25 protein-coding genes are annotated in these 25,514 nt (G+C 58.2%); 7 read left to right on the top strand and 18 right to left on the bottom strand.

From position 1 onward, the window contains the following. Positions 1-139 precede the first annotated feature (139 nt). Positions 140-1,144: a phosphotransferase enzyme family protein gene (locus WFK59_RS00500; RefSeq protein WP_233988216.1), complete on the bottom strand. Its 1,005-nt coding sequence runs from the start codon at positions 1,142-1,144 to the stop codon at positions 140-142. 256 nt (positions 1,145-1,400) lie between these two features. Between WFK59_RS00500 and eat the strand changes: the two genes are divergently transcribed. Continuing rightward, the gene (eat, locus tag WFK59_RS00495) at positions 1,401-2,765 is read left to right on the top strand and encodes an ethanolamine permease (protein WP_336754780.1); all 1,365 of its coding nucleotides are present in this window, start codon (positions 1,401-1,403) and stop codon (positions 2,763-2,765) included. A gap of 43 nt (positions 2,766-2,808) precedes the next feature. Here eat and mak read toward each other — a convergent pair whose 3' ends face one another. Further along, positions 2,809-3,720: a fructokinase gene (gene mak / locus WFK59_RS00490; RefSeq protein WP_233985153.1), complete on the bottom strand. Its 912-nt coding sequence runs from the start codon at positions 3,718-3,720 to the stop codon at positions 2,809-2,811. 146 nt (positions 3,721-3,866) lie between these two features. On the opposite strand from mak, the gene rdgC reads away from it, so the two are divergent. Further along, positions 3,867-4,778, top strand: a complete 912-nt coding sequence (gene rdgC, locus WFK59_RS00485) for a recombination-associated protein RdgC (RefSeq protein ID WP_094120152.1) — start codon at positions 3,867-3,869, stop codon at positions 4,776-4,778. 45 nt (positions 4,779-4,823) lie between these two features. On the opposite strand, the gene ppnP is transcribed toward rdgC, so the two are convergent. From ppnP to aroL, 7 genes are all read right to left on the bottom strand, one after another. After that, positions 4,824-5,114, bottom strand: a complete 291-nt coding sequence (gene ppnP, locus WFK59_RS00480; protein WP_094121675.1) for a pyrimidine/purine nucleoside phosphorylase — start codon at positions 5,112-5,114, stop codon at positions 4,824-4,826. A gap of 94 nt (positions 5,115-5,208) precedes the next feature. Continuing rightward, positions 5,209-5,886 (bottom strand): AroM family protein, encoded by a 678-nt coding sequence (locus tag WFK59_RS00475; protein WP_233985154.1) that lies wholly within the window; start codon positions 5,884-5,886, stop codon positions 5,209-5,211. Position 5,887: 1 nt separating this feature from the next. Next, the gene (locus tag WFK59_RS00470; RefSeq protein WP_233985155.1) at positions 5,888-6,820 is read right to left on the bottom strand and encodes a DUF1177 domain-containing protein; all 933 of its coding nucleotides are present in this window, start codon (positions 6,818-6,820) and stop codon (positions 5,888-5,890) included. Between the two features lie 13 nt (positions 6,821-6,833). Further along, complete coding sequence (locus WFK59_RS00465; protein ID WP_233985156.1) at positions 6,834-8,393, bottom strand: OPT/YSL family transporter; 1,560 nt, start codon at positions 8,391-8,393, stop codon at positions 6,834-6,836. A 271-nt stretch (positions 8,394-8,664) separates the two neighbouring features. Beyond that, complete coding sequence (locus tag WFK59_RS00460) at positions 8,665-9,417, bottom strand: IclR family transcriptional regulator (protein ID WP_233985157.1); 753 nt, start codon at positions 9,415-9,417, stop codon at positions 8,665-8,667. A gap of 258 nt (positions 9,418-9,675) precedes the next feature. Continuing rightward, positions 9,676-9,867: a YaiA family protein gene (locus tag WFK59_RS00455; RefSeq protein WP_031377596.1), complete on the bottom strand. Its 192-nt coding sequence runs from the start codon at positions 9,865-9,867 to the stop codon at positions 9,676-9,678. Between the two features lie 111 nt (positions 9,868-9,978). Continuing rightward, on the bottom strand, positions 9,979-10,503 hold the full coding sequence (aroL, locus tag WFK59_RS00450; RefSeq protein WP_336754778.1) for a shikimate kinase AroL: 525 nt from the start codon (positions 10,501-10,503) through the stop codon (positions 9,979-9,981). Positions 10,504-10,785: 282 nt separating this feature from the next. Here aroL and WFK59_RS00445 point away from each other — a divergent pair, with 282 nt between their 5' ends. Beyond that, positions 10,786-11,472, top strand: a complete 687-nt coding sequence (locus WFK59_RS00445; protein ID WP_233985159.1) for a DUF2076 domain-containing protein — start codon at positions 10,786-10,788, stop codon at positions 11,470-11,472. Between the two features lie 2 nt (positions 11,473-11,474). On the opposite strand, the gene WFK59_RS00440 is transcribed toward WFK59_RS00445, so the two are convergent. After that, positions 11,475-11,924 carry a YaiI/YqxD family protein gene (locus WFK59_RS00440; protein ID WP_031377593.1) on the bottom strand — a complete coding sequence of 150 codons (450 nt, stop codon included), beginning with the start codon at positions 11,922-11,924 and terminating at the stop codon, positions 11,475-11,477. 167 nt (positions 11,925-12,091) lie between these two features. Between WFK59_RS00440 and proC the strand changes: the two genes are divergently transcribed. After that, positions 12,092-12,904 (top strand): pyrroline-5-carboxylate reductase, encoded by an 813-nt coding sequence (proC, locus tag WFK59_RS00435; RefSeq protein ID WP_233985160.1) that lies wholly within the window; start codon positions 12,092-12,094, stop codon positions 12,902-12,904. A 59-nt stretch (positions 12,905-12,963) separates the two neighbouring features. Here proC and WFK59_RS00430 read toward each other — a convergent pair whose 3' ends face one another. From WFK59_RS00430 to WFK59_RS00415, 4 genes are all read right to left on the bottom strand, one after another. Beyond that, positions 12,964-14,490, bottom strand: coding sequence for an FAD-dependent oxidoreductase (locus WFK59_RS00430; RefSeq protein WP_336754777.1), 1,527 nt, complete (start codon positions 14,488-14,490; stop codon positions 12,964-12,966). A 204-nt stretch (positions 14,491-14,694) separates the two neighbouring features. Continuing rightward, positions 14,695-14,997, bottom strand: a complete 303-nt coding sequence (locus WFK59_RS00425; protein WP_336754776.1) for a PsiF family protein — start codon at positions 14,995-14,997, stop codon at positions 14,695-14,697. Between the two features lie 123 nt (positions 14,998-15,120). Then, the gene (gene iraP / locus WFK59_RS00420; RefSeq protein ID WP_233985163.1) at positions 15,121-15,372 is read right to left on the bottom strand and encodes an anti-adapter protein IraP; all 252 of its coding nucleotides are present in this window, start codon (positions 15,370-15,372) and stop codon (positions 15,121-15,123) included. Between the two features lie 206 nt (positions 15,373-15,578). Next, positions 15,579-15,725, bottom strand: coding sequence for a hypothetical protein (locus WFK59_RS00415; RefSeq protein ID WP_233985164.1), 147 nt, complete (start codon positions 15,723-15,725; stop codon positions 15,579-15,581). Between the two features lie 262 nt (positions 15,726-15,987). Between WFK59_RS00415 and WFK59_RS00410 the strand changes: the two genes are divergently transcribed. Further along, a complete protein-coding gene (locus tag WFK59_RS00410) occupies positions 15,988-19,119 on the top strand; it encodes a beta-galactosidase (RefSeq protein WP_336754775.1) in 3,132 nt (1,043 codons plus the stop codon). Here the strand turns inward: WFK59_RS00410 and WFK59_RS00405 are convergent. Beyond that, positions 19,001-20,275 carry a multidrug efflux MFS transporter gene (locus tag WFK59_RS00405; protein WP_293001136.1) on the bottom strand — a complete coding sequence of 425 codons (1,275 nt, stop codon included), beginning with the start codon at positions 20,273-20,275 and terminating at the stop codon, positions 19,001-19,003. The genes WFK59_RS00410 and WFK59_RS00405 overlap by 119 nt on opposite strands. Positions 20,276-20,697: 422 nt before the next feature. Between WFK59_RS00405 and WFK59_RS00400 the strand changes: the two genes are divergently transcribed. Then, positions 20,698-20,949, top strand: coding sequence for a biofilm development regulator YmgB/AriR family protein (locus WFK59_RS00400; protein WP_233985166.1), 252 nt, complete (start codon positions 20,698-20,700; stop codon positions 20,947-20,949). Between the two features lie 4 nt (positions 20,950-20,953). Here the strand turns inward: WFK59_RS00400 and WFK59_RS00395 are convergent, their stop codons facing one another. The 3 genes from WFK59_RS00395 to WFK59_RS00385 all read right to left on the bottom strand — a co-directional run bounded on the left by WFK59_RS00395 (position 20,954) and on the right by WFK59_RS00385 (position 24,618). Then, a complete protein-coding gene (locus tag WFK59_RS00395) occupies positions 20,954-21,274 on the bottom strand; it encodes a hypothetical protein (protein WP_336754774.1) in 321 nt (106 codons plus the stop codon). A 164-nt stretch (positions 21,275-21,438) separates the two neighbouring features. Beyond that, a complete protein-coding gene (locus WFK59_RS00390) occupies positions 21,439-21,735 on the bottom strand; it encodes an I78 family peptidase inhibitor (RefSeq protein ID WP_233985168.1) in 297 nt (98 codons plus the stop codon). A gap of 279 nt (positions 21,736-22,014) precedes the next feature. Next, positions 22,015-24,618, bottom strand: a complete 2,604-nt coding sequence (locus WFK59_RS00385; RefSeq protein ID WP_336754773.1) for a bifunctional diguanylate cyclase/phosphodiesterase — start codon at positions 24,616-24,618, stop codon at positions 22,015-22,017. A 218-nt stretch (positions 24,619-24,836) separates the two neighbouring features. Here WFK59_RS00385 and WFK59_RS00380 point away from each other — a divergent pair, with 218 nt between their 5' ends. Next, a complete protein-coding gene (locus WFK59_RS00380; protein WP_233985170.1) occupies positions 24,837-25,487 on the top strand; it encodes a CPBP family intramembrane glutamic endopeptidase in 651 nt (216 codons plus the stop codon). Positions 25,488-25,514 lie beyond the last annotated feature (27 nt).

The following is a 25,514-nucleotide window of genomic DNA, read 5'->3' as shown; positions in this document are numbered from 1 at the left end:
CAGTCAGATTCAGGGGAAAACCCATTAACAGACTGAGCAATTTCCGTACCAGCTTAATCCTTCAGGATTTCAGCGGGTTAGACCGCGGCGGTTGGACGCACAGCACTGCGGCGGCGCACCTGCGCCCGCCGCTGGTGCATCAGACCCCGACCGGCAACTGCTCGCTCTCCAGATAACGCCGGCAGAGCCGCACTGAATGGCGGGCCCATTCCGGACCCAGGCTCTGCGCCATCTCCGTTTCGGCGTGCGATCCTACCCACGCGGTGAGCTGGATACGGCGCTGGATCAGCAGCGTTGGCAGCATCGCCATCTCCCGATCGCTGATGTGCGACACCTGCTCGTAGCCGCGAATCCAGTGATCGATCCACTCTGCCGCCCGCGGATGATGCTCGACAAAACTGATCGCTGCCGCCAGATCGTGCAGATACCAGCCCAGCCCGCAGTCATCGAAATCGATCACCCGGGTTTCCCCCTGATGCAGCAGCAGATTAGTCAGTCGCAGATCGGCGTGGATCAGGCCAAACCGATCCGATCCTTTGCCAAACGCCGTCAGCGCCTCGCCCGCCTGAGCGATCGCCTGTTCGATGATCCCATGATCGGCGGAAGGCAGATTGGGCGCATCCTGCCAGCGGCCCCAGTGGCTCTGCGCGCTGGTCATGGTGTGGTGATCCCAGAGGATGCGCTGGAAACCAGCCGGCGGCTGCCACTGTTTACTGTGCTGATGCAGCCGGGCCGTAATCTGCCCCAGTTGCTGAAAGGCGCGCGGGTCCACCTCGGTGGTCGGCATCTCGCCGTCAATCCAGTGAAACAGCACCACATACCGCTCGCCACCGTCCGGCAAACGCAGCGTCAGCACCCTTTCGCCCTGGCTGTCCGGCACCGCCTCGGGTACTACGATGCCGGTTTCGCGCAGTGCGTCCAGCCACAGCAGCTCGCTGAGGATATCCGCTTTTTGATGGTAGTCGCCGCGATGCAGCCGCAGCGCATAACGCCGGCTGCCCGCCTGCAGCAGAAACGTGGCGTTCTCCGAACGACACAGCAGCCGCAGCGTGCCCTGCAGCGCGGCGGGATAACAGCCCAGCGCCTGCTGCGCCAGTGCGGTAAGTTGAGAATCAGTCAGGTTGTCATATTGTTTCGCGCTCATCATTCCGGCTCCTGTCACTTGCGTAACCTCAGCATGCGTTGCCAGAACCTGAGCTGCTTGACCGCAGAGGAGTCAAAGTTGACCGCAGCGTGCATCTGGCCCGGTGTTGCCTGTGAGTTGACCGTGGAGGACAGCATTGACCGCGCCGGCGTCAAGTCGCGGCCCGCCAGGCAACGGCATTATCCCTTCACTGTAGCGTAAACCATGAAGTGCGGTATCACTGCCGCGCGGCACCAACAACGACGGGGATAACAGTATGACAAACAGACTCAAGCCCACGCTGGGCACCCTGCATCTGTGGGGAATTGCGGTTGGCCTGGTTATCTCAGGCGAATATTTTGGCTGGAGTTACGGCTGGGCGGTGGCGGGCACGCTGGGCTTCCTGGTCACCACCGCGCTGATCGCCACGCTCTATACCTGCTTTATTTTCAGCTTTACCGAGCTGACCACCGCAATTCCTCACGCCGGCGGGCCGTTTGCCTACAGCCGCCGCGCCTTTGGCGAAACCGGCGGGCTGATTGCCGGTCTGGCCACGCTGATTGAGTTCGTCTTTGCGCCACCGGCGATTGCGATGGCAATTGGTGCCTACCTCAACGTGCAGTATCCGGCACTCAACCCGAAAACCGCCGCGGTCGGCGCTTATCTGCTGTTTATGACGCTGAATATTCTTGGCGTAAAACTGGCGGCGATGTTCGAACTGGTGGTGACCATTCTGGCGGTGATTGAGCTGCTGGTGTTTATGGGCGTAGTCTCGCCCGGTTTCAGCCTGGCGAACTTTGCCGCGCACGGCTGGGCCGGCAGCGACAGCTTCGGTATGCCGGCGTTTTCCGGTATTTTTGCCGCAATCCCATTCGCCATCTGGTTTTTCCTTGCCATTGAAGGTGCTGCGATGGCGGCGGAAGAGGCGAAAGATCCGACCCGTACCATCCCGCGAGCCTATATCAGCGGCATTCTGACGCTGGTGGTGCTGGCAGTTGGCGTGATGCTGATGGCGGGCGGCGCGGGTGACTGGCGTAAACTGTCCGACATCAACGATCCCCTGCCGCAGGCGATGAAAATGATCGTCGGCGAACACTCTAACTGGATGCACATGCTGGTGTGGATCGGCCTGTTTGGCCTGATCGCCAGCTTCCACGGCATCATCCTCGGCTATTCACGCCAGTTCTTTGCGCTGGCCCGCGCCGGCTATCTGCCGCCCGGGCTGGCGAAATTGTCGCGCTTTCAGACGCCGCATCGCGCCATTATTACCGGCGGGATACTGGGGATCGCCGCCATTTACAGCGACGGAATTATTAATCTGCAGGGGATGACGCTGACGGCGGCGATGATCACTATGGCGGTGTTCGGCGCCATTGTGATGTATATCATGAGTATGCTGAGCCTGTTCCGGCTGCGCCGTTCGGCACCGGATCTGGCGCGCAGCTTCCGTGCGCCAGGTTATCCGATCGTGCCGGGCATCGCCCTGCTGTTATCGGTGGTCTGCCTGCTGGCGATGCTGTGGTTTAACCCGGTAATCGGCGCGCTGTTCGTCGCCTTTATGCTGGTGGGCTATCTCTACTTCCTGGCGACTAAGGCACAGCGCGATCGCGCGCCGCAGGACAGTATGCTGGTGGGTGAATAGCAGGGCGCGGCCTGAGGTCGCGCCCCGGACAGGCTAGCTAAAATCAGTGGTTGAGCGGCCAGAGCCAGGCTGCTCCACGCACGCCACTCGAATCGCCGTGTTGCGCCTTCAGCACCGGCGTTTCGCATTCGCCACCGAATACCCATTTTTTCATCAGCGTCGGCACCGTCTGATAGAGACGATCCACATTGCTCATGCCGCCGCCCAGCACAATCACGTCCGGATCGATCAGATTCACCACCTGCGCCAGCGATTTTGCCAGCCGCAGTTCATATCGGCTCATCGCCAGTTCAGCGATCGGATCCTGCTGTTCCAGCAGCGCCACGATCTCCGCCCCTTTACGTGACACGCCGCTCAGCCGCTGATAATCAATACCGAAACCGGTGCCTGAGACGAAGGTCTCAATGCAGCCCTGCTGCCCGCAATAACAGGGCACTTCCTGCCGATAGCGCAGCTCATCTTCATCCATCCACGGCAACGGATTGTGGCCCCACTCGCCAGCATTGCCGTTACCGCCGATACGAGACTGGCCGTTGATTGCGATCCCGGCACCCGATCCGGTGCCGATGATTACCGCAAACACCAGCGGCTGTCCGGCACCCGCTCCGTCAACCGCCTCGGAAACGGCGAGACAATTCGCGTCGTTGGCGATGCGCACGTCACGATTCAGCGCCTGCGCCAGATCTTTATCCAGCGGCTGACCGTTAAGCCAGGTGGAGTTGGCATTTTTGACCCGCTTGCTGTAGGGCGAAATCGTGCCGGGAATACCGAGGCCAACGGTGCCGGTCTGACCGGTTTTCTGCTCTGCCAGCCTGACCAGATCGACAATCGCCTGGACCGTTGCCTGATAGTCATCACGCGGGGTATTGACCCGGTGACGAAACAGCTCCTGTCCGGCGTTGGATAACGCAATCACTTCTGTCTTGGTGCCACCCAAATCAATGCCTATGCGCACGGTTTATTCCTCGTTATTCGTTCAGGTGGAACATACAGTAGAAGGCGTCAGCCGGAAAGGCAATGAAACCACTCCGATGTTTCGCTATCATGCGCGCTGACTCTGTTAGACTTGTGCGCCCGATCGCGCCACGGTAAGGAATCCCGATGTTGTGGTTTAAAAATATGATGGTTTATCGTCTGAATCGTGACATTCCGTTGTCCGCAGATGAGATGGAAAAACAGCTCGACGCCTTCACTTTTTCGCCGTGTGGCAGTCAGGATATGAGCAAAACCGGCTGGGTGCCGCCGATGGGCAACCGCAGCGATGCGCTGACCCATGAAAACAACGGTCAGATCGTGATTTGCGCCCGCAAAGAAGAGAAAATGCTGCCGTCACCGGTCGTGAAACAGGCGCTGGAAGCGAAAATCGACAAGCTGGAAGCGGAGCAGAGCCGCAAGCTGAAGAAGACCGAAAAAGATTCGCTGAAAGATGAAGTGCTGCACAGCCTGCTGCCGCGTGCCTTCAGCCGCTTTAGCCAGACCTGGCTGTGGATCGACACGGTGAACAACCTGATTATGGTTGACTGCGCCAGCGCCAAAAAAGCGGAAGATACGCTGGCGCTACTGCGCAAAAGCCTCGGCTCATTGCCGGTGGTGCCGCTGACGCTGGAAAGCCCGATTGAACTGACCCTGACCGAATGGGTACGTTCTGGCGAGGTGCCCGCCGGTTTCGCCCTGATGGATGAAGCCGAGCTGAAAGCGCTGCTGGAAGATGGCGGCGTGATCCGCTGCAAGAAACAGGATCTGGTCTGTGATGAGATCGCGAATCACATCGAAGCGGGTAAACTGGTGACCAAACTGGCGCTGGACTGGCAGGAGCGCATTCAGTTTATGCTGGCCGACGACGGTTCAATCAAACGCCTGAAGTTCAGCGACACGCTGCGCGACCAGAACGATGATATTGATCGGGAAGATTTTGCCCAGCGTTTTGACGCCGACTTTATTCTGATGACCAGCGAACTGGCTGCGCTGACCAGCAACCTGGTGGAAGCGTTAGGCGGCGAAGCCCAGCGTTAAGCTGGCGTCGCTCTGAAAGAAAATGGCCGCATTGCGGCCATTTTTTTATCCTTTCAGGTAGCGACAGAGATAAGAACTGGGTTCGCCAACCTGTAAGTGAAATTCGCTGTGGCCCGGCACGTTAAACACCGAACCCGCCTCAAACCATTGCCACTCGGTTTCACCCGGCAGCAGTACCTTCAGCGAGCCGCTCACCACGGTCATCTCTTCCGGCTGACCGGTACCAAAGGTATATTCGCCTTCAGCCATCACGCCCACGCTGGCACGGCCGGTGCTCGCACTGTCAAAACCGATGGATTTAACTTTTCCGTCAAAATACTCACTAATGTTGAGCATAATACTTCCTCACAGCACATTAAGGTGTCTGGCAGTGTAGAAGGGAACTCGCTGATCTGTCACGCGAAATGATGGTCGTTTGTGATCTCTCCCGTCAGCCCAGCAGTTCCGCCGCCAGCCTGGCCACCAGCTGATTCGAAAGCAATACCGGTACGCCGAGCCGCGACTGCAGCGCAGCCCGATGCTGCTGGTGATAGCCAAAACAGTCCAGCACCACCAGACCGACATCGGCAGCCTGTAGCGTGCGGGCCGCCGCCGCGAAGGTGGCCTCATCGGCCTGATAGGGGCTGGCGACGGCGTAATGGGCTGGCGTGGGCAGCAACTGCCACTTCGCCGCCTGTTCCACTACCTGCTCTTCAACCGGCACCACAATCCCGACCCGCTGCTGCTGAACCATCGCGCAGATCAGCGGCGGGATAATGCGATCCGGCTCCAGCAGCAGCGCGCGCCGGGTGCGTAAGGTGCCAAATTCGCCGGTACAGAGCAGCAGAATGGTGTCGTAACCCGCCTGCTCCAGGGCGCTGATCTTGCGCTGCAATCCCTGCTCCACTCTGGATGCCGCCAGCCGTACCTGCTCACCACTCTGCAGCCGGGAAACCAGGATCTTCTCGCCCGCCGCCGGACCATACTGCGCCGCGATATCGGCCGCGCTTAATCCATCAAGCAAGCCGGCATGATCGGTCACGGCGTCCGGCAGATGCAGACGCAGCAGCGGCAGAATGTCGCTGCGCGGTGACTGACCGATGGTCAGAGTGACCAGGGATTTAGCCATCTCAGTGATTCCGCTGACGCAAATGTCCCAGGCTGCCGTAGAGCGCCAGCAGCCGCGCGTATTCTTCTGCGTCATAAAAGTGGCAGGTCTCGCGACCAAACTCTTTCGCCACTTCCACCGCAAATTTCGCCGCAGCGGCGATATCCACCTCATGACTGGCACCGGTACCGCAGCCCGGCACCACCGATTCTGCGGTGATCGCCACCCCCACCACCGGCACATCGGTGGCGGTCGACGGTTGCAGAATGCTGTTCAGATGGTAGATGCCATTTCCGTAAGGGGTGATGTCCTGAGTAGTGATGGGAAAAGTGACGGCAGGACGACCGGTGGTCATCTCCATGATGCGCAACAGATCCTCAGAGACCCGCAGAATGTAACCCTCTTTCACCGTGGGCGAGAGCGCAAAGCCCTTGTGGTTGATGATGCGGTTCCCTTTGGTGGTGTCGATGGAGAGAATCGCCTCCACGCCCTCGACCACTTCGTTATCATTCATGGTGATATCGTCAATCGGCGAATCCATAAAGTCGACCGGTTGATGCGGCCGGGTGGGCGCATCCGGGCAGATATGAGTGGTGACAATTACGTCACCCGCCAGCCGGTCGCCTTTGCTCTGCATCTGCGCCAGCTTGAGCGCACTGGCGATCGCCGCCACGGCTCCGTCGGCATCGGATACCATGCCGATGCGCCCAGGCCGGGCGCCGATGCCCCCAAGACGACCAATAATGCCCAGCGTCGGTGCCGTCCCGCCGCTGGCTTTGCCCTGCGTGCCAGCAATCGCGATGCGTACAAAATCGGTCCGGCCTTTGGGACCGGAAACCCGCTTCACGCTGGCCTGCACTTCCGGGTACGCGGCGAACAGATCCACTACCTGCTGCCCGTCAATCAGGGCGCTATCCAGTAACTCAAAGACCTGCAAGGTCTGCTGTAAACTCATGGTTAATCCTTAGCTATTTTTTACTGCTGCTGGCAAACAGTGAATTAAAGAAGCTGAAGAGCGCATCACCGGCAATAAAGCCCGCGGCCATCACTTCCATTGGCGAACGGCCACGCTCGCCCCAGACGCGAATGATCACGATACGCAGCGCGATCCCCACCACCACCGCCCAGCCGGCCATGGCGTTATTGATCAGTAAACCGGTGGCTAACAGCACGCCTAACTGGCGCTTTGGCCCGCCGATCAGCTGAATTATCGCGCCAGGGATCGCCCAGATCAGCAGGTTGCCGGCAATGCCTGGCTCTGCGCCAGCCTGAATGGTTTTGGCATAGACCCGCGCCACTGGCGGCAGCAGGTTATCGGTGAAGAACAGCGTGTGGGCATACCAGACCAGCGGAATCGACACCACGAAGGCGATCATCGCGGCGATCAGCTGGATGCGGCGGCCCCACAGCTCCTGCTGCATATCTGCGCCGTTACCGCGCAGGATAAAGCCCGCCTTGAGGTCGTAACCCATATCGGCAAAGGCTGGTCCGGTGGCGGCGGTAAAGCCGCACAGCAGGCAGAGTGCCAGCGGTGGAAAGCCAATCAGGATGCCAATAATCAGGGTGATCAGCGCCACCGCAAACGCCGGGAACCAGCCGGAGTGCATGGCGGCAATGCCGACAATCAGTTCGTGAACGAAGGCGGCAAAGGCGGCGTACAGAATAAACAGCAGCAGCATCGCCAGCCCCATTTCACTCCATAATCCGCCGGCCAGCGCCAGCAGCGCCGAGATGAGGATGTAGCCAACGCTGCCCAGTCCCAGCGCCCGCTGCACCTCATTACCATTACGGCTGACCACCAGCGCATCGTTTTTGCGGCTGCGGATCACCATCACCACCTGAATCAGCGCCACCAGACCGGCACCGACCATCACGCCATGCGGAATGTAGAGGGCGTTAATATCAATACCGGCCACCGGCTGAGCATAAGCGCGCAGCAGGAAGCCGATGCCCAGCATCGACAGCGCCCAGATGTTGCCGATAAAAGCCGTGCCGAAAGCGGACATCGGAATCTTCAGCATCGCGCCGACGATGCCACCCACAATGCCCATCACCAGCAGCCACGCCTGACGTCCGCCTTTATCGCCAGCCTTAATCGCTTCTGCCGCCGCAACGCCCGGCGGCCAGGCATTGCTGGCCGGGAAGACGCGGGTATCAAACAGTCGATAGAGCAGCCAGGCATCCAGCAGCATGGCCGCACTGACGCCACAGAACAGCGGCAGTACCAGTTGCGGTTCACCCAGCGCCCAGGGCACGGCAATCGGCATCAGCAGGCTATTTGCCGCACCAAAGGTGGCCGAGGAGATGGCGGTCTGCGCCAGGTTCTGGATTTCAATTGAGCGATAACGGCGAAAAGCCTGTAGCGGAATGCGCGCCAGCAGCATGGCAAACAGCGCGCCAATAATGGAGGTATTGGGTGTCACCCCAATGGTGGTGATCAGCTGAATACCAATAATGGCACCCGCAATTGAAAGAAAAATTAAAACCAGCGCAACGCCAGCGTGCTTAATCGGATTGACCCGTTCCATATATTCCCACCCCTCCCTACCCAGACGAAATGAAATAACGTATTGCCAGCCAGCTGGCTTACGTCGTTTTTATATTTCACCGATCGGACACGCCGCAGCAGCCAGCTACAGGCGCGCGCAGCCCAGGCTTTAAGCCGTAAAAAGACGTGGGGAGGCGCGCACAGCAACCGATGCTGCGCAAAGAGTGACGATCAGACTGAAAGAAAAAGGCCCGAAGGCCTTTGTTTTCCCTGGTGTGGCGAAATATTACGCCGATAAAATCGTTGTGAAGTTACGCGCCATATTTTTCGGCTATCTCTGCAGCCGTTGCGCGTAATGCTTCGAGCAGGTCTGACGGGTAGCCCGGCTCACTCTCCTGCGACAGAAACGAGAGGCAGAGCGCCACCGTTTCGCCATGATGTTTGTTATGCACGCAGACCGACAGCGAGCTGATGCCGGGCAGTGACTCATTGCGCGCCAGTGACCAGCCGTGCTGACGCACTTCAGCTAATCGTGCACAGAGCGCGTCAGGCGTTTGAGGTGAATTTGCGGAAACCACCTGCCAGTTATCGAGATAACGCGCCTGAACCTCTTCATCACTCAGCTGGGCTAACAGCGCCCGGCCGGTTGAGGTTGCGGCCGCCGGCATACGACTGCCTGGCGGCGTCACCATCTGGGTGAAATGGCGACCATGAAACATACGCATGACTAATATTTCGCGTCCGGCCAGCTTAGAGACATAGCCCATACAGCCGGTGCTCTCTGCCAGCCTGACCATGGCCGCGGAGACGCTATCAACCAGCGGCGCCGAGAGATAATGTCCGGCTGCAGCCAACAGGACGCGACCAATATGAAAGCAACGCGTTTCGGCATCCCGCTCCAGCAGCCCCTGACTCTCCATCGTGGCCAGCAGACGTGAAACGGTGCTTTTCGGCAGCGTCAGCGCATCAACCACTTCACTAAATGTCAGCCCGACATGTCCCTGAGTCACGCCTTTGCGCTGGAACAGTCTGAGTACGGCGGCGGCATTTTCGAGTGTGGTCATGCAGCGAGTTTCACTATATGGAACTGAGTTCCTGATTCGGTAAATCGAAAATAAAACGTTGCGCTGAATCGGTCAAGAGACAATTTTTAGCTGAACCGATCGACAGGCGGACAAAATCAGGGCGGAAGAATGATTAGCGGGGCTTTATCTGGCGGGAGTCCGGTGAGGCAGAACAGAAGGGAAGGCTAAATGGATTCAGCCAAAAAATTGCGTCATTCTGGCATGATGTCGGCTGGCATCCCTGCCAGCGGCAACGTTTTACTCTTTTTCGACGTCTTCGTAACGCAGCTTGGCGTCACGCGCTTCCTCTTCCGTTTCGTGCTCACTGATTAATGAATTTGGTTTGGGATGGTCAGCACGTAATTCATACGATGTGACTTTATTAGCTTCGGTGCCCTTTTCAACCGGCACAATTCGCGCTTCGCGTGGGTACGGTGGTCTTGTCGGCATACTGTGTCCCTCTTAGCTGAATCACATTCCACAAGACAGGCCGATGCCTGTCAGAAGCTAAGTATAGACAACCGCACTGTAAGCGGGATCAAAGCGGGAAAAATCTGAGGGTTAGCTGGCGCGCGCCAGCGATAACGAGTGCAGGATCTCATCGACGACGCCATCAGGCGACTGCATGGCATTGACCTGATGATGAGCTGCCGCGCGGTATAAATGGGCGCGCTCACGCAGCACCTCTTCCATCTCATCGGCAATCGGGCGTCCGGTTAGCGTTGGGCGCTGTGCCGTTTCGGGCTGGCTCTCCAGCCGCTCCGCCAGCACCTCCGGCGAGGCGCTAAGCCAGATGACACGGCCCTGCTCCTGCATAAAGCGGCAGTTCTCTTCGGCCAGCACCATGCCACCGCCGGTCGCAATCACCGTCAACGGCGCGGTCACCGCCCTGAGCGACTCGGTTTCCCGTGCACGGAACCCTTCCCAGCCTTCAGCTGCCACAATCTCCGCCACGCTGCGCTGCGTGGTGAGCTGCAGATGATGATCGGTATCGCAAAAGGCGTAGCCCAACGCCTGCGACAACGCTTTGCCGACAGTGGTTTTGCCGCAACCGCGTGCGCCAATCAAAAAGATGGGTAGAGACATCAGGGCCATTCCTCCGCCTTGCCGCATGCTGCGGCTGGATATTTCGCTCAATAATGCGACGCATGATAACTGGATTTCTTTTTTGCCTCTACCCATCAAGCATGAAATGCGCAGCCAGACCCGACAACTTCAGACAATTCCTTTATTTTCAAAGCGAAACGCATGCACGTTTTGTGCATGGAGGGTGCGTGGTGACGTCCGCAACATTTGCTTACCGCCACAATTTTACTTTGCAGCCTGGCAGCCCCATATACTGAATAGAATCGCAACAGGAGAGTCATCATGCAACGCGAAGAACAACAACTGATCGAAGGGCTGTTCAGCCGTCTTAAACAGGCAGAAAGCCAGACCGTGGCACGCGATGCCGCTGCCGAACAACTGATTAACCAGCATCTGCAGGCGCAGCCGGGCGCGCCCTATTACATGGCGCAGGCGATTCTGATTCAGGAAGCCGCGCTGAAAAAACTCAATGATCGGGTAACTGAGCTGGAGAGCCGACTGGCGCAACAGCAACAGCAGCAACAGCAGGCACAGAGCAGCGGAGGGTTTCTGTCGGGCTTATTTGGCAGCGGATCACGCCAGCAGCCGCCTGCGCAACAGCAGCCTCCGGCGTGGAACAGTGCGCCGCAGCAGCAGGCGGCACAGCCACCGCAATATGCCAGTGCGCCAGCCGCACGCGGTACCGGTTTCCTGGGCGGTGCGCTGCAAACCGCGGTGGGCGTTGCGGGCGGCGTGGTGATGGCGGATATGCTGACCAGCATGTTTCATCACTCCCAGCCGGAAGAAATTGTGAACATCATTAACGAGCCGCCGCTGCCGGATGTTAATGACAACCTCAACACCTTTAATGGTGGCGGTGAGGACAGCGCATTCCTCGATCAGAATGCGGGCTGGGATAATGGCTTCGCCGATAACAGCGATCTCAACGATTTTGGCGGTAACGATTTCGACGACGATAACTTCGTCTAAGCTCAGCGTTTTTGCTGTCTGAGCCAGCTGTCCAGTTCGTTAGCAAACTGCTGGCGGTCACGCGGATTCATCGCCGCGGGGCCGCCGGTCTGCACGCCACTTGCCCGCAGGGTATCCATAAAATCACGCATCGTCAGCCGTTCACGAATGGTGGCCGGTGAGTAGCGTTCACCGCGCGGATTCAGCGCCGCCGCCCCCTTTTCAATCACTTCAGCCGCCAGCGGAATATCCGCCGTGATCACCAGATCGCCCGGCTGTGCCCGCCGGACAATTTCGTTATCCGCCACATCAAATCCCGCCGGTACCTGCAAAGTACGCAGATAAGGCGAAGAGGGTACGCGCAGAAACTGGTTGGCGACAAAGGTCACGGTGGTTGCGGTGCGGTCCGCAGCACGGTAGAGCACCTCTTTGATCACATTCGGACAGGCGTCAGCATCGACCCAGATAGCCATCATGATTCCTTCTTATCAGAGAATGCATCGATCTTGCCGGACTCATCCGCAATGGCAAATTTTATTTGCAGCGCGGTGCCTGGCCTGGGCGCGGCTGACTTGTTATTCAGGCTGGCTGCAGTAAGCTAGCCCGTTAAGAACAGCGAATAATGACTAAGGAGATGGCGATGCTGGCAAAGAAAATCGGGTTTATTGGCGGTGGCAACATGGCAAAAGCGATTATTGGCGGACTGGTAGACAGTGGCAAAATCGCGCCGTCTGATATCTTTATTTACGATCGTAAAGCCGAGACTAACCAGGCGATGGCGCAGCAGTACGGCATTAACGCCGCCGAGAGCGCCGAGGCGATGGCGCGTGACGTCGATATCCTGTTTGGCGCGGTCAAACCCAACGTCATCCTTAAAGTGCTGAAAGATCTGGCGGGCAACCTGAAGAAAGAGGCGCTGGTGGTGTCGATTGCCGCTGGCGTAACGCTGGATTCGCTCTCTTCAGTGCTGGGTTACGATCGCAAAATTATCCGGGCGATGCCAAATACCCCGTCACTGGTGGGCGAAGGCATGACCTCCGTCACCCCTAACGCGCTGGTTGATCAGAGTGAAACGGATGAGGTGGTGGCGATTTTTGAGAGCTTCGGCAAAGCTGCTGTGGTGGATGAGTATCTGATTCATTCGGTGGTTGGCGTCAGCGGTTCTGCGCCAGCCTACGTGTTTATGTTTATTGAAGCGATGGCCGATGCGGCCGTGGCGGGCGGGATGCCGCGCGCCCAGGCCTATCAGTTTGCGGCGCAGGCGGTAAAAGGCGCGGCGCAGATGGTATTAGCCACCGGTAAGCATCCGGCCGAGCTGAAAGATATGGTTTGTTCGCCTGGCGGAACCACCATTGAAGCAGTAAAGGTACTGGAAGAGAAAGGACTGCGTTCGGCGGTTATCGAAGCGATGCAGCAGTGCATGGCGAAATCGGAAAAACTGAGCCGCAGTTAACGCCGCATTTCATGGCGCAGAAACAGAGCAGGCCCGCGCCTGCTCTTTTCCGCGACGAATTAGCCCTGCTGCGCCTGATAAAGCGCGACTGCCTGCGCCAGCGTCATCGGTTGCTGCATCCGCTCAATCAGTTCAGCGGTCAGGGTGTAGAGCCCACATGAGCAGACCGCAGCCAGCTGCCCGTGCTGACCATACAACGCAATAAAGGTCTTATCTTCCAGCGATCCCAGCAGCTGGTATTCATCCCATTCGGCAGCATGGCCCAGATATTCATAACGCGTGCCATATTGAGTGGTCCAGAAGAACGGCACCCGATCGTAAGCGACCGCCTGATCCAGCATATTGCGCGCTGCCGTCTGACCCTGCTGGTGCGCCACGCGGTAGTGCTCAATGCGCAGCGGCCCCTGTGCCGACGGCCAGGTGGCAATATCGCCCGCTACCCAGATGTTTTCTGCCACCCGGAGCTGTTCATCCGTCTGCAGGCTGCCATCCTCCGCCAGCGGTAGATCGTGGATAAAGGGCGTTGCCGGTTTTACCCCGGTGGCAAACAGCACCACATCCGCCGCCAGCTGCTGCCCGGTTTTTAGCCGCACGCCGGTGACATGTTTGTCGCCCTGTAACGCCTCGATCTCCCCCTCAACCCATTTGACGCCATTTTCCTGATGTAGCTGATAAAAATAGCGGCCAATCTGTTCGCCGAACTGTTTTACAAACGGCAGCGGCTGACGGGCAATCACCGTGACGTCGATATTGCGATTACGCAGCGCCGAAGCCATTTCGGTGCCGATAAAACTGTTGCCGATAATCACAATTTGCTGGCTGGCATCTACCGCCTGCAGCAGCGCCTCGGTCTGGTCTTTACTGCGCAGCAGGTGCACGCCGGGCAGATCGTTGCCCGGCAGCTCAGGAAGAACCGGCGTGGCACCACTGGCGATCAACAGTTTGTCGAACGGCAGCGACTCCCCCGAGTCGAAAATCAACCGTTGCTGCTGACTGTCGAGGCGGGTGACGGTGGCGCTGATGCGCTCTACGTGATCCATCACATCCTCTTTCAGCAACTGCGGAACCTCACTGATATCCATTTTGCCGGAGGGAACAAATTTGGTTAGCGTCGTGCGATCGTAAGGGGCATCCTGCTCACGTTCGACCAGCACCACGCGGCCCTTAAAGCCGTCATGACGCAGACGCCACAGCGCGGCGCTGCCCGCCGCGCCGCCGCCGAGCACCACGAAGACCGGCGCGCTCGCCCCACTGCCGATCGGCGCGGCAGGCGACATCGCCTTAGGGTTAACCAGCACGTTGCCGTTTTCAATTCGCAGCGGATACTGCTTCAGATCGGCTAACGCCAGCGGCTCGCGCATTTTGCCATCCGCCAGGTTAAACGCTGCCTTATGCCACGGACAGACCAGACGGTCGCCGCAGATAGCGCCCTGTTCAAGCGGTGCGCCAGCGTGAGGACACTTCGCCTGGAAGGCACGTACGCTTTCACCGTCACGGATCAGCAACACTTCTGTCTCACCCAGCTTTTTTTTAACCGGCTGACGCTGCGGCAACTCATTCAGGGCTACGGTAAATTGATAGTTCACGACATGGCTCCTTTTGCGTTCTGGTTTTCGGATGCGCAGCAAAAAACGACCTGCCGCGCAAACCCCTACAAACAGTAAGTGTGGCAAAGGAATCGAGATGCTCATGTCGGAATGTTAACGAGGCGGTTAGTTGCCTGTTTTATCGGATGTTTTAATCGGCAGGAACGGAGAGGAAAAGGCGGCCACCCAGGTGGCCGGCAGGCATCAGCTTTTTTTCAGGCACTGGCTCATAAAGGTCTTACGGGCATCGCCCGCCAGCTTCTTATTCCCGGCTTCGCTGTTACAGGTTTTCATTTTCATCTGCTGAGGCGACATGCCCGCCATTTTGCTGTCTTTCTTCAGGCAGTCGCTCATAAAACTTTTACGGGCGTCGCCTTTAAGATCTTGTGAGGTGGCATGTTGATTACACATGGTCATTTTTTGCTGCTGCGGCGTTTTTTCCGCCGCATGGGTCATTCCGCTGACCAGCAGGCCCGCCATGACCATTGCCATTAAACCGATCTTCATTGCATCTTCTCCACAGTGAGTTACCCATCTTAATTCTGGCAGTGAATAAGCAAAGCGGGGGAATTTCAGGCTGAAGTGCCGCCAGGATCGCAAATGATGCCACCCCACCTTGCGCCGCCGCCATTATACGCGGGGATGTTTGAGCAGTTTATTGATGTAGTTACGCAGCAACAGAGCATTTTCATCGCTGGCGTCGGCAGCGTTGTCCATCGCCGTTTCAATTCCGGTGGTTATCGCCTGATGCTGTTGCGGGTCCAGCTTACGCACCAGCGCAGTCACGACGATCTCCAGCGCCTCAATCTGAGCGACCTGTTCTTTTGACGCTTCCTCTTTTTCAGCCAGTTTAACCAATAGTTCAGCAATCAGGTTTTTCATGCTGTCATCTCTGCAGAGAAGAAAAGCAGAAATTAGCACTGGTACAACAAAAAAAACAGAGGGTAATACCGCTTTTGTCACGCCACTAACCCTCTGATTACGCCTCGCTATTAACCGGCTTCCGGCTGTGGATGCAGGCGAAACGTTTTGCCGGCAAAAAGTGACGCTGCGTAACGTTTCGCGCGCCTGAAATTGGCCGCTACGCCTTAACGCGGATCGACAAACCCGCGACCCGGTCCACCACCATGTCCACCGCCGTGTCCGCCCCAGCCGCCGCCCGGTGGAGGAAAAATACATCCGCTCAGCGCGGTAACCACTGCCACAACGGCCGCCAGCTTAATCATTCGAACCATATCAACCTCAGGATAAAGAAATCGCGCTGAGTGTAGGGAGCCGCCTGCAGGCCGACAAGTGAGAATCCTCCGTATCGGGCCGCTATTCATCTTTGCTGACCAGGCTTAACGTTTTACGGGCAGTACGACGTCACAATCTCAACATCCGCTGGCTTTTCGCCCTACCCTGATCCGCTTATTTTGTTCAAAACGTTAAGGCGGACTCTTTACAGCCTGGCTTTTTTTGCGCATTGTGAGCGCATTACATTTTAAGGATACCCTTATGACTCAGGCTGCTTTTCATGACATTCTTTCCCGCCGCGACTGGGAAAACCCGGTGATCACCGCACTGCATCGGCTCGATACGCATCCGCCGTTCGCCAGCTGGCGCGACGAAATCTCGGCGCGCGACGATCGCCCTTCACCTTCACAAAAGAGCCTCAACGGGCAGTGGAAATTCAGCTACTTTGCGCAGCCTGAAGCGGTTCCGGCCAGCTGGCTATTGCAGGATCTGCCGGAGGCGGCCACGCTGCCGGTGCCGTCGAACTGGCAGATGCACGGCTATGACGCGCCGATCTATACCAATGTGCAATACCCGATCCCGGTCAATCCACCCTACGTGCCGCAGGAGAATCCAACCGGTTGTTACTCGCTCACATTCGCCACCGACGCACAGTGGCAGGCCAGCGGCCAGACCCGCATTATCTTTGACGGGGTTAACTCGGCCTTTCATCTGTGGTGCAACGGCCACTGGATCGGCTATTCGCAGGATAGCCGTTTACCGGCGGAGTTCGACTTAACGCCGCATCTGCTGCCCGGCAATAACCGTCTGGCGGTGATGGTGCTGCGCTGGAGCGATGGCAGCTATCTGGAAGATCAGGATATGTGGCGAATGAGCGGTATTTTCCGCGACGTCACCCTGCTGCATAAACCCGCAGTACAACTGGCCGACGTGCAACTGGAAACCCGACTGAGTCCGGAGTTCTCCAGTGCCGAGCTGCGGGCGGAAGTGAAGGTCACGCTGCCCGCCGTCACGCCGGCTGAATATCAGCTGCGCCTGACGCTATGGCAGGGTGAACAGCAGATAGGCCAGTGCCAGCAGCCGCTCGGCAGCGCGATTATTGACGAGCGCGGCCACTACCCGGAACGCGCGCTGTTGCGTCTGCGGGTGGAGCAGCCCAGCTTGTGGAGTGCTGAAACGCCTCATCTCTACCGCGCCACGCTGGCGCTGCTGGATGAACACCAGCAGCTGATTGAGGTGGAAGCCTGGGACGTCGGCTTCCGTCAGGTCACGATCGATAATGGCCTGCTGTGCCTGAACGGCAAACCACTGTTAATCCGCGGCGTTAACCGTCATGAGCACCATCCTGAGCGAGGTCAGGTGATGGATGAGGCGACGATGCGGCGCGACATCATGCTGATGAAGCAGCACAATTTTAATGCGGTGCGCTGTTCACACTACCCAAACCATCCGCTGTGGTACCGGTTATGCGATCGCTACGGCCTCTATGTGGTGGATGAAGCCAATATCGAAACTCACGGTATGCAGCCGATGAACCGGCTTGCGGACGATCCCCGCTGGTTTGCCGCCTTTAGCGAACGCGTCACCCGGATGGTGCAGCGCGATCGCAATCATTGCAGCATCATCATCTGGTCGCTGGGTAACGAGTCAGGGCACGGCAGCACCCATGATGCGCTCTATCGCTGGATCAAAAGTGTCGATCCGACCCGCCCGGTGCAGTATGAAGGCGGCGGTGCCGATAGCGCCGCGACCGACATTATCTGTCCGATGTATGCCAGGGTGGATCAGGATCAACCCTTCCCTGCCGTGCCGAAATGGTCACTGAAAAAGTGGATTGGTCTGCCGGGCGAAACCCGCCCGCTGATCCTGTGCGAATACGCCCATGCGATGGGCAACAGTTTTGGTGGTTTCGCGAAATACTGGCAGGCCTTTCGTCAGTTTCCCCGCTTGCAGGGCGGCTTTGTCTGGGACTGGGTCGATCAGAGCCTGACCCGCTATGACCCGCAGGGCGAGCCGTGGCAGGCTTACGGCGGTGACTTTGGCGATAAACCCAACGACCGCCAGTTCTGCATGAACGGGCTGGTGTTTGCCGATCGCACACCGCATCCGGCGCTGTCTGAAGCACAGTGCGCTCAGCAGTTTTATCAGTTTGAAGCCGATGCAAACGATCCGTTTAGCTTTACCGTCAGCAGCGATTATCTGTTCCGGCGCAGCGACAATGAAGTGCTGCGCTGGCGCATCGAGCAGGCAGGCGAGGCCGTGGCAGAAGGTGAAGTGCGGCTGGACCTCGCTGCGCAGGGCCAGCAGCGCATCAGCCTGACCCCGCCCGCTGCGCTTCAGGGCGAGTGCTGGCTCAATCTGGCGGTACATCAGATTGAAGCCACCGACTGGAGTCCGGCAGACTGGCGCGTCGCCTGGCAGCAATGGCCACTGCCGTCAGCGCTGCTTCTGCCGACGCAGCCCGCCGCGGCAGCGACGCCTGTGATAAATGAGAATGACGATGAGATTATCGTGACCCATCAACAACAGCGCTGGTGCTTCTCACGCCAGAGCGGTGAACTGGTGCAGTGGTACACAGAAGATCAGCCGACGCTGCTGTCACCGCTGCGTGACTGCTTTATCCGGGCACCGCTGGATAATGATATCGGTACCAGCGAAGCCGAACGCATCGATCCCAACGCCTGGGCTGAGCGCTGGAAGGCCGCGGGTTATGACCAGATGCGCAGCAGCCTGATCGTCCTGGAAACCAGTGAACTGCCGCAGGCGGTAGAGATCGGGACGCTGCATGGCTGGTATGCCAATGACCAGCTGGCCTTTATCAGCCGCAAGCGCTATCGGTTTACGCCGCAGGGCGAGCTGCAGATCACGCTGTCGGTTGAACAGTCACGCGGCTTACCGCCGCCAGCGCGTATCGGTTTACGCTGTCAGCTGGCAACGGTACCGCAGCAGGTCAGCTGGCTGGGGCTGGGGCCACACGAAAACTACCCCGATCGTCAGCTCGCCGCGCAGTTCTCGCGCTGGCAACTGCCGCTGGCGCAGCTCTTTACGCCGTATGTCTTTCCGGGTGAAAACGGATTGCGTAGCGGTACCCGCCAGCTCGACAGCGGCAGCTGGCAGGTGAAGGGGGATTTCGCCTTCTCCCTCAGCCGCTTCAGCCTGGAGCAGTTGCGTGAGACCTCGCATCGTCACCTGCTGCAGCCCGAAGCGGGCTGCTGGCTGCATCTGGACCTGCATCATATGGGCGTGGGCGGTGATGATTCCTGGAGTCCGAGCGTCAGTCCTGAGTTTTTACTGACTCAGCAGCGCTGGCAGGCGGAGCTGACGCTTTGCCTACCGACGCCGGCAGCGGCGTTTTCGGACGCCGGTAAAAGCGCTTCAGAAATACCACGTTAATCAGCACCACCACGGCGGTGGCGAAGAAGACCCAGCGGAAGCCCGCCACCGCCGACACCGCTGCGCCAAGCAGCGGACCGGCAACGTTGCCCAGGTACATAAACGACTGGTTATAACCAAAGATACGGCCGGTGATGTTGTCGCGTGAGTGGCGCACCAGCAGCGTCTGCACCGCCGGCATCATCGCCCCATCGGCGAATCCCAGCAGAAAACGCAACACCCCAAGCTGGGTGGCGCTGGTAACAAACGACATGGCAACAAACAGCAGCAGCGAGATCACCATCGTGGCCAGCAGGATACGCTGGGTACCGATGCGATCGCCTAACCGCCCCAGCCGGGGTGCGGCCAGCAGCGCTGACACCCCAGGCAATGCGGCGATCACCCCGCTAAGGAAAGCGATATTTTCTGCGGTCGGTGCCAGTTCGCGCACAAACAGCGTCAGGATCGGGTTCACCGATCCGTTGCACATCTGAATCACCATGGTGGTGAAAAACAGACAGATCATCAGCTTCGGGTTGTCCAGCGAACGGAACACCTCGCGCCCGCTGAGCTTATCTTTCTTGCTGACCGGGGTATAACCGGTCTCTTTAATCAGAAACAGCGTGACCAGGAAACTGACCATCAGCAGTACGGCAGTAACGATAAAAACCGTGCGTAACCCGACCCAGTCCGCCAGCAGTCCGCCCAGCATCGGACCGAGGATCACCCCGCCAATCTGGCCGGTCGAGACGCAGCTCAGCGCCCAGCCGCTGCGTTCACGCGGCACCTGCGCCGCCACCAGCGCCATCGCATTGGGAATGTAGCCGGAGGTCAGCCCCATCAGCGCGCGCAACAGCAGCAGTTGCCACGCTTCGGTGACAAACGCCTGCAGCAGGATCACCACGCCCATGCCAAAAGCGGCACGCAGCAGCATCAGTTTACGGCCTTTACGATCCGCCAGGCTGCCCCACAGCGGTGCGACTGCCGCCGAGATCACGAAGGTAATACTGAAGGTCAGACCCGACCAGAGGCTGAGTGACTCACCGCCGCTGACGCCAAGCTGTTCAAGGTAGAGCGGCAGAAACGGAATGATCTGGCTGATCGCCAGGCCAGTAAAAAAACAGCCAAACCAGACCGAAATCAGGTTAATTTTCCAGGGTTCTATTACGCGTGGCATGAGCGGATGGCTTGCAGGAGACAGAGGCTAAAGTCTACCGCGTGGTTGCTGTGGCTGACCGGCAAAACATGTTACAGCCGGTAAAACACGGTTTTACGCTGCGATTCCGGCTGTAACCCGGCACAAATTTTCCCTGAACAGGCGTTCGCAGCAGCTTGCTGCGGCTGAACCGGCGGCGAAGCGAAGCGGTAAATCTCAGTATGAAAAAATATTTCAGCCTGTTACTGACAATCATCGCGCCCGGTTCTATGTTTAAAAAATCGCCAGTTGCGTGCGGTGCGCCGAGCCTTCTGCCAGCCGCAATAGCCTCACAATGAGGGTACCCACCCTTTGTGAGATGTGAGGTGACCCGACTCAATCGATAAACCGAGCCCTTATGCCTGTGCGTAAGGGATGTGTTGTTGTTTTAGCGGAGGTAGTGAATGAGAGTGCAACCTAACAGCGCCAGCCGAGCTATCACCGACTATTTCAATAGCCCGGACTGGCGGGTGCCGCCCGAGTCTGACCTGCTGGCGGTGATCCTGCGTGAACTGATGGAGACGGGTCAGCCCGCCACCACGAAAGCGATTGTCGCGCGGGTGATTGATAAACTGGAAGTTGAAGGCGATGAGACGCGACTACAGAACTACCGCACCCTGCTGGCTCAGCTGATCGAAACCCAGCCTGAGGAGTAGCGCGTTACCTGACCCAGCGCAGTCGATCCGCCTCGCTGATGCTGGCGCGTCCGCTGCTGCGCTGAAACAGGCAGAGCTCCCGTCCACGCTTATTTTTCATCTGCGGCTGCGGATAGCGGCCTTCCAGCAGCAGTGCGCTGTAGCCGACGCTGTCGTCATACGCTATCGGTTCACCCAGTACCCTGACTTTGCTCAGGGTACTGGCGTTAATGCAGGCCTGCGTCATGACCTGACGGCTCTGTTGCCAGGCCTCATCACTGGCGGCCTGCGCCAGCGTGGTGCTGAGTAATAAAGCGGGCAGCAATGCCCTTATCGTCCGTTTCATCTCTGCTCCTCTGCCAATTCTGAACAACGCAAAAAAAATTCCCGCCGCAGCGGGAATAAATAAGACGAGCATTGTCTATCAGGAGTGACGAGGAAGTCTCTTAAACGCCGCACTATCCTCGCCTGCCGTTGTGACAACGCTATGACAACACGCCTGATTTTCCGCTATCCGCAATAAACCTGACTGATATTGCCGCTTTTGTCGGCCAGGAAGTTAAGCCGGCTGAGGTTGAAATCCATCGTGACGGCCGAGTTATACGGAATAGCCCGCACCTTCTGATCGAAATGCTGACCCTGAAGTGACGTTAACGGTTTGCCGACATAATTCTGATACTGAGAAGCGCCACAGCGGTCCGCTTCCGGGTCCTTCGGCGCGCTGGCGGTGTCAGGTTTGCTGGCAGACTGACAGGCCGTGAGGGTCAACAGACCCAGCATAAGTAGCGCTTTTCCATAATGTTTCACGTTTGATCTCCTGTTGAACGGGGTAAACCCTGCTCCAAGAGTAGCAAAGCGGGCGCACTGAACTGAACCCAAAAAAAGTAAAGTTATCTTCGATGACCGGAAACCCACGCCGGAACGCCTGCCGTTTTTTAAGATTAATCGCACGTAGTGCGCAAAATTAACCCATTCAGACGCTACAATATTTTAAGAGCATTCCTAGCTACTGAGAGAGGTAACCATGGAACTTATTATCTTTATCGTCTGTGCCATGCTGATGACCGCCGTGGCTGTCAAAGTTCGTTAAGTCTGATCGGGCGGACTTTGCGTGGTTCTTTCCAGAAGCGTGCTGAATGCGGCCAGCGGCATCGGTTTACCGAGGAAGTAGCCTTGCCCTTCTTCACACGATAGCAGCTTGAGCTGATTCAGTTGCGCTTCTGTCTCAATGCCCTCGGCGGTAATGGTCAGCGCAAAGGCGCGCGCCAGGGCGATAATCCCGGCGACCACCGATTGTGCCTGTTGCGACTCCGGGAAATCTTTCATCCATGAGCGATCGATCTTCAGGCCGTTGAACGGGAATGTTTTGAGATAACCCAGCGCGGCATAGCCAGTACCAAAGTCATCTACCGTCAGCCTCACCCCCAGCGAACGCAAGCCCTGCATCACTTCCAGCGCATGCTGCGGATGTTCAAAGGTCACGTTTTCGGTAATTTCCAGCTCCAGCCGCGTGGCGGGCAAGCCACTTTTTGCCAGCGTATCCGCCACCCGCTTCACCAGGTCACTGGTGCGAAACTCCATCGGGGAAATATTAACCGAGACGTAGCGGTCGCCGCCCCACGCCAGCGCATCTTCACAGGCGCGCATCAATACCCAGTCGCTGATGGTGGCAATCAGTCCGCTCTCTTCCGCCAGCGGAATAAAACGATCCGGCGTGATCCACTGATCGGGCGCGATCTGCCAGCGGATCAGCGCTTCAGCACCGGCCAGCTGACCGCTCAGCAGCTGATAACGCGGCTGATAGTGCAGACGAAACTCATTGTTCTTCAGCGCCTTCTCAATGCGTTGTGCCATATCACGTTTGCTGTTGCGCTGGCTGGCCATCTCATTGGCGTACCACACCCACTGATTGCGCCCGGCTTCCCGCGCCTCATTCAGCGCGATGTCTGACATGCGCAGCAGCGCTTCCGGATGGCAGGCATCCTGCGGCGCACAGGCGATACCGAGGCTGGCCGTCAGATAGTGAACGTGCTGGCCGGTGGTAACGGGCTGCTGAACGTCGTGCACCAGCTGGGCGCAGCGCTCATCGACCTTGTCACGGTTGCCTTCACGCAGCACCAGCACGAACTCATCGCCGCCCAGCCGGGCCGCCAGCTCATGCGGCCCGATGCAGCGTTTCAGCCGCTGCGCCATCTGATTCAGCACCCCATCGCCCGCCGCATGGCCCCAGGTTTCGTTGATTGGCCGGAACTGATCGAGGTCGAGGCTGATAATGGTCAGCGGGTGACTGTCGTCGGCCAGCTCAAGATGATGGGTAAGGAACTCTTGTAGCTGAACGCGGTTGGGTAACCCGGTTAATACGTCGTGACGTGACAGGAACTGAATACGCGCTTCCGCTTCCATGCCCTGGGTGATGTCGGAGACCGTGCCGCGAAAACCGATACAGCGCCGATCGTGCCAGACGGTTTTCGCCACCAGCTGGCCAATGCGCCGGTCACCGTGCGCCGACATAAACTGGCAGCGCAGCGGCATCTGTTGCGGCTCCTGCTCCTGGCGCAGCAGCCAGGTGACCAGCGAATGGCTGGGATGCGTCAGTAAGTGATCGATGTGACGTCCGAGCCACTGTGAGATTTCATGGCCGGTCACGGTGTGAAAACGCGCCGACAAATAGATCAGCCGGCCCTCTTCATCGGTCTCCCAGATCCAGTCCGACGCGGCTTCAGCCAGATCGCGGAAGCGGGCCTCGCTGTTTGCCAGCTCCTGCTGACTGATCGCCAGCATGGCAAAGCGTCGGTCGGAGAGAATGGCGTTATAGAGCGCATGGCGGCTGACGCGACGGGTAATTAAGGCGATGATAATCGCCATGATCACCAGCAGCGGCAGCAGAAACCAGATCAGCCCCATGCCCGGCATTTTGGGGGTCCAGCGCAGCACCAGCGGCGCGCTGCCGCTGATCGGCTGCAACATGCGCGGTTCACGTTCGGCATCCAGCGCACTGTTGGCCATTCGCGGCCCGCGCACATCCAGCGCCGCACCCAACTCTTCCAGCTTGGCAGGAGTAAACAGGTTCACAAACACCATGATCGACGGCGGGCCCGCTTTCAGCGGCAGCGTAGCCACTTTACCCCGACTGATCGGCGCAGCCACCACAATCGCGGGCTGCCGATTAATGATGGCGTTACGGGTCAGAGCGGCGTTATTGAGCTGACGTGCTGCCGCGATCATCCCGTGGGTCTGGCTGCCCAGCCAGGCTTCCAGCGGCGTATCGGTCAGCTGACCGTTAATCACCGCATAGCTGGTGCGTCCCTGACCGTCGACGACGAAGACACCTTCGTAGTGATACTCCTCATACAGCCCCGGCCCGAAGTTCTCTTCGTCATAGGCCCAGACTTTATTCACTGTCAGATGCAGATTACGCCAGGCTTCTCCCCAGAACGCGTAGTCCCGGATATCAGTCACCATCGCGTCCTGACGGGTTTTCCACGTCTGTTGCATCAGCAACTGATCGTGCTCAATCGACGCGCTGTTCTGACGTTGCGCGATGGTCAGTACCATCAGCATCGACAGAAACAGCACGCCGAACAGCAGCAGCGAAAGCGTGCGCAGGCTGCGCCGCGTAAAGCGGACAGTGCGGTCTTCGGCGGCGTGCGCAAAAGAAGGTGACGGCGGTGCCGGAGGGTCAAAAGTCATTAAGCCTACTCACTACACGACATAAAGTCCGTTAGGAACAGCCGGTCCGTGACATAAAGCGTCGGGCCAGCCAGATTAGTTTCCTCAGTTATCGGCCCGTGACGTCGGGTGTTTAGCCTGCGGTTAAAATTTAGCGCTTAAATATTGTGTTATTGGCTGACTCGACAGCGATCAGGCGCATTGCTACTATGCGCTAACCTTCGCTGGCTGGGTCGTCTATGAATACCAATTCCGACAGAGTGACACTGACGCTGTTCTACGTCGGCAGCTTTGTGGTCTATTACCTTGTCACCATGCTGATCACCCTGTTCCCGAATTACGGCGTGCTGCGTAATGACGGCCTGCTGGTGCCGGTGCTCTGTCTGTTTGAATTTGCCGTGATCTATCCACTTTATCGCTTCTACTGTCAGCGCCGGACCGATTTGCCGCTGGGTGAACTGCGTCCGCTACAGACCCTGCTGTACACCGGCGGGCTGTTTGTGCTGATGGCGGCACAGATGCAGTTTATGCAGCCGGAAGGCTGGCTGGTGATGCAGGCGCAGCAGGGACGTAATTCGTTGCTGATTTTGCTGCTGACGGCGGTGCTGCTGGCACCGGTATTTGAAGAAGTCCTGTTTCGCGGCTTTCTGCTACAGGCTTTTTTGCTGTGGGCGCCACGCAGCCGCTTCGCCTGTATGCTGCTGACCTCGCTGCTGTTCGCGGTGATGCATACCCAATATGTTCACTGGCAGACCATCATCGCCCTGACGCTGTTTTCGCTGCTGCTCTGCTACGCGCGCCTACGCAGCAATAGCCTGGCGCTGCCGATCTTTCTGCACACTCTCAACAACCTGATCGCCCTGCTGCCTGCCTGGTATTTCGCGGGCTGATCGGCCCCTGTTGCCTGCCCGGCTCAG

The organism is Pantoea sp. USHLN298, assembly GCF_037149395.1.
Taxonomy (GTDB): Bacteria; Pseudomonadota; Gammaproteobacteria; order Enterobacterales; family Enterobacteriaceae; genus Pantoea; species Pantoea astica.
The sequence above is the reverse complement of the archived record's forward strand: the minus strand, read 5'-3'. Positions and strand labels throughout refer to the sequence as shown.